Source organism: Streptomyces sp. NPDC001393 (assembly GCF_053597455.1).
Map to the genome: position 1 here is coordinate 1 of NZ_JBSFIH010000133.1, position 3,780 is coordinate 3,780.

Below are 3,780 nucleotides of genomic sequence, written 5' to 3' on the forward strand. Positions count from 1 at the left end.
ATCCTCGATGACCAGCGGGGACAGACCCGAGAAGACCGCCTGCACAAGCTCGTTGACATCCATCACGCGAATGTCAACGACCTATCACGACGCTCAGTCACCACCGAATGCGAGACAGGGCCATTGGCTGGACAGACCCACTCCTGGCTGTTCGAATCGAGAGACCACCAAGTGCTGTCCGAAGTGCTGAACAACTGCTGCTCAATCTCGTGAACAAAGCCAGCAAGCTGTTGGAACACGGCGACGAGAAGGGTTGGTGGCACTGGGAAGAGGATGTGTCACTGCCGCCTGGAGAGCCAGTGCAGGCGCTGAGGACGGTTGAGCGCCGCCTTGGCTGCTCGCGTCAGCAACCGGACGCGAGAGGGCGGGGAATTGTCAGGCATTCGGCATGGGGAATTGGCTGACCGTCGACATCCCCAAGGGAGTACGGCGCGGTGACACCTTGCGATGGCTGATCCGCCAGCCATCAGCGGTGCGCACGACGGTGTCGTCGTAGGAGACGGAACCGCAGGAGCCGTCCGCCTTGATGCCCAGACCCTTGGATCGGACCTGTACCCGGCCGTCTGCCGATGCCGTTACGACGACGTTGGTGACGTGATGCGCGACGGGGTTGGCAGTTCCCAGTGCCCACGCCGCTTCTCGGATGGCCGCTACCCCGGACAGCGGCTCCTGGCCGAAGTCAGTGAGGTCATAGACAACATCGGAGGTGAACAACTCCTCCAACCTGTCAAGGTTCCCGTCGTCGACAAGGTGACCGTGTAACGAGACCAGTTCGGTGACGGCCAAGCGATCTTCAAGAGCGAGTGACACACGCGTCCTCTCCGGCCCGGCGTGGAAAGGCCAAGCCAAGCGTCATCCGTCGTCAGCCTGGCACCAGGCCGCTGAGCACCGCAACAAGTTCGAGTGCATACAGCGGGAGAAGAGCCGTGGCCTCGTTATCGTCCCTTACCGCCGCTCAACCTGCCGCCGACTTGGAGCGCGTCGAACACGACAACCTCCCCGCGCTGCACTCCTTGGTCAACGGCCTACGCTGGGATCGAGACGCCGTCATCGCCGGCCTGTCCAGCCCCTGGAGCTCCGGCCAGGTCGAGGGTCAGAACACGCGAGTCAAGCGGATCAAACCTGCACAGGCCCTGACTGCGGCTGAGCGCTTCGCTTGGCGGGTGAGCGCGCAGCCCGACGAGCGCCCGACTTGGCGGGGCTGAGCGTTTCAGCCGGCGAGTGGGGCGAAGCTGTGCGTTCCCCGACGGCTCAGTGTGGTGCCGTCGAGGGGCTCAGTCCGGCTTCGGCAGGGATCGCAGACGTTGCATCTGGGCGTGACTGAGGTCGTACGCCCGTCGCATATGGCGGGCGATCACCTCTAGCTCGTCCTCGCTATGCTCGTTGAGCAGCGACTGCCACGCGGGGCCGAGGTCGTCCCACACTGCGGTGACGCGGGCGATGCGATCGGGCACCGGTGTGACCAGTACCCGGCGTCGATCCTGCTGGTCGGGTGCGCGGACCACATAGCCACCGCGCTCCAGCCGGTCCACCAGCCGGGTAGCCGACCCCGTGGTCAGCCCCGTCATCTCGGCGATCTGCTTCACCGTACGCGGCCCGGGGTCGGCCGTCAGCAGGCTCAGACACTGCACGTCGGTCGGGTGCAGCCCGAGGTGATCGGCGACGGCCTGGTTGAACAGCACATACGCCGCCAGGTAGCGGCGCGACTCCCTCGACAGCTCCTCGCACAACCGGGCCCGGCGCGAGCCGCCTGTCATCTGGATCACACTCCAAATCGCTGCGCGACGCAGCAGTCTCCCTGTAATGTTCACTGCGCAGCGCAGTGAATGCGTCGCGCATCGATACTACCTACTGGGGGAACCATGCTCACCGTCGCCGTCACCGGAGCCACCGGAGCCCAGGGCGGAGCCACCGCCCGCGCTCTGCTGGCCGCGGGTCACCACGTGCGCGCGCTCACCCGCCGCCCCGACTCACCCGGCGCTGAGGCCCTGCGCGGCCTGGGAGTCGACGTGCGCCACGCCGACTTCGACGACCGCACCTCCCTCGGCGTCGCCCTGGCCGGGACGGACTCCCTCTTCGCGGTCACCACTCCGTTCGGCACCGATACCACCACCGAAACCCGGCAGGGCAAGGCCCTCGTCGATGCCGCGGCAGCCGCCCGCCTCGGGCACATCGTCCTCACCTCCGCCGCCCACGCCGACCGGGGCACCGCGGTCCCGCACTACGAGAGCAAGTACCTGGTCGAGCAGTACCTCCACACCGTCGACGTGCCCTGGACTGTGGTCGCCCCGGCGGCATTCATGGACAACTGCGCCAGCGGCTGGACCCTCGATGGGCTGCGCGACAACACCTTCGCCTGGCCCATGCCCGCCGACCGGCCACTCACGCTCATCCCCGCCGCCGACATCGGTGCATTCGCGGCGCTGGTCCTCCAGCGCCGCGACGAGTTCGCCGGCCGTCGCATCGACATCGCCTCCGACGAGTGCACCCCCAGCCAGATCGCGGCGATCCTCGCAGCAGCCACGGAGCGGCCGATCGCCCACCAACAGGTCCCGCTGGCCCATGTCCGTACCCGATCCGCCGACCTGGCCGCCATGTTCGAGTACTTCACCACCGTCGGCCTCGATGTCGACATCGCCGGGCTGCGACGCGACCACCCCGAAGTCGGCTGGCACAGCTTCGCCGACTGGGCCGCCCGCCAGGAGTGGCCCGCACTCCTGGCCCACCCCGGCGCATCAGTGAGATCCCTACCAAAAACGCAAACCCGCCCTTGCCTTTGAAGGAGCATCAGCGTGAAGCCCATCGGCTACTGGCTGAACCGCACGGACAAAGCCCTCACCCGCTGCATGAACGACATGTTGGAGGCGGTCGGGCTCACCCGGATCGCCTGGCAGGTCCTCAACGTCATCCACGACACCCCTCGGGTCGCCGACATGGAAGTAGTGTCCACTCTCTCCGTCAACGCCGACATCCCTACGCTGACCACCGCCATTGACGCCGTGGTCGTCAACGGCTGGGCGACCCGTCACTCACCGGACCGGCTCTCCCTCACCCCCGATGGCCGTCAGCGCCTGGTCCGCGTCGCCGAGCGCGTCGATGCGTTCCGCGAACTCTCCACCGCCGGCATCTCCCAGGACGAGTACTGCACGGCCGTCCGCGTCCTCGAACGTATGACCCACAACCTCGAAACAGTGACGAAAGCCGCCCCCACACCATGAGCCATCGCGGAACGCCCAGTTCCGCCCCACCCGCCAACTGATGGACTCAGCCCGCCACATCAGGAACCCATCCGTCAAGTGAAGCGGCGTAGCGGGTGGTCAGGTCGATCAGGCCGATATTGGCGCCGCCGGGTCGGTCGCGTTCGCGCAGCACGATGCGGCGCAGGTTGTCCTGGCCGACGATCGCGAGGTTGCGGCCGAACTTCTCGCGCAGGCCGGCCGCGACAGACGACTTCCCCGAGGCGCTGTTGCCCCGGATCACGATCAGGCGCGTGTCTTCCGTTCCCATGGCACTCAACACTCCGGCAAGGAGTCCCTCGACCGGATCGTGGAGAACTCTGCTGGTCGCCGGTCGAGAAGCGCTCCTGGAGGCCTGCAAGGCGTCTGAAAGGCCGGTGAGCGGTCACGGGCCTTCTGCACCGCACTTCAGCCGACGGATGCACTCACGCCCGTTCGAGGATCAGGTCATGGTCGGAGTCGATCTCCTGGTCCGCCGTCAGATGGATGTGGGAGCCTTCGTGAACCTGGTCCTGCGCCAAGGTCAGGAGGTGACGAGCGAGTG

Annotated in this window: 6 protein-coding genes and 1 pseudogene; 3 read left to right on the top strand and 4 right to left on the bottom strand. The window is 66.7% G+C overall.

The genetic code is table 11. The features are described 5' to 3' along the window. A partial coding sequence (locus tag ACWC2T_RS45710) for a hypothetical protein (RefSeq protein ID WP_450676197.1) occupies positions 1 to 213 on the top strand: 213 nt, incomplete at its 5' end. A 162-nt stretch (positions 214 to 375) separates the two neighbouring features. Here ACWC2T_RS45710 and ACWC2T_RS45715 read toward each other — a convergent pair. Together ACWC2T_RS45715 and ACWC2T_RS45720 are read right to left on the bottom strand one after the other, a co-directional pair. Further along, positions 376 to 810, bottom strand: coding sequence for a nuclear transport factor 2 family protein (locus ACWC2T_RS45715; RefSeq protein WP_450676198.1), 435 nt, complete (start codon positions 808 to 810; stop codon positions 376 to 378). 464 nt (positions 811 to 1,274) lie between these two features. After that, a complete protein-coding gene (locus ACWC2T_RS45720) occupies positions 1,275 to 1,757 on the bottom strand; it encodes a MarR family winged helix-turn-helix transcriptional regulator (RefSeq protein ID WP_450676199.1) in 483 nt (160 codons plus the stop codon). A gap of 105 nt (positions 1,758 to 1,862) precedes the next feature. Between ACWC2T_RS45720 and ACWC2T_RS45725 the strand changes: the two genes are divergently transcribed. After that, positions 1,863 to 2,780 (top strand): NmrA/HSCARG family protein, encoded by a 918-nt coding sequence (locus ACWC2T_RS45725; RefSeq protein WP_450676200.1) that lies wholly within the window; start codon positions 1,863 to 1,865, stop codon positions 2,778 to 2,780. 12 nt (positions 2,781 to 2,792) lie between these two features. Further along, on the top strand, positions 2,793 to 3,218 hold the full coding sequence (locus tag ACWC2T_RS45730) for a MarR family winged helix-turn-helix transcriptional regulator (RefSeq protein WP_450676201.1): 426 nt from the start codon (positions 2,793 to 2,795) through the stop codon (positions 3,216 to 3,218). Between the two features lie 85 nt (positions 3,219 to 3,303). Here ACWC2T_RS45730 and ACWC2T_RS45735 read toward each other — a convergent pair. Together ACWC2T_RS45735 and ACWC2T_RS45740 are read right to left on the bottom strand one after the other, a co-directional pair. Further along, positions 3,304 to 3,507: pseudogene (locus tag ACWC2T_RS45735) on the bottom strand (kinase); the annotation flags it as partial. Between the two features lie 154 nt (positions 3,508 to 3,661). Then, on the bottom strand, positions 3,662 to 3,780 hold a 119-nt coding region (locus tag ACWC2T_RS45740), incomplete at its 5' end, for an Imm32 family immunity protein (protein WP_450676202.1).

What these genes read in the sequence shown, in the direction of transcription:
- ACWC2T_RS45720 (WP_450676199.1), bottom strand. Translation starts at nt 1,757, where the DNA reads ATGACAGGCGGCTCGCGCCGGGCCCGGTTGTGCGAGGAGCTGTCGAGG.
- ACWC2T_RS45725 (WP_450676200.1), top strand. Translation starts at nt 1,863, where the DNA reads ATGCTCACCGTCGCCGTCACCGGAGCCACCGGAGCCCAGGGCGGAGCC.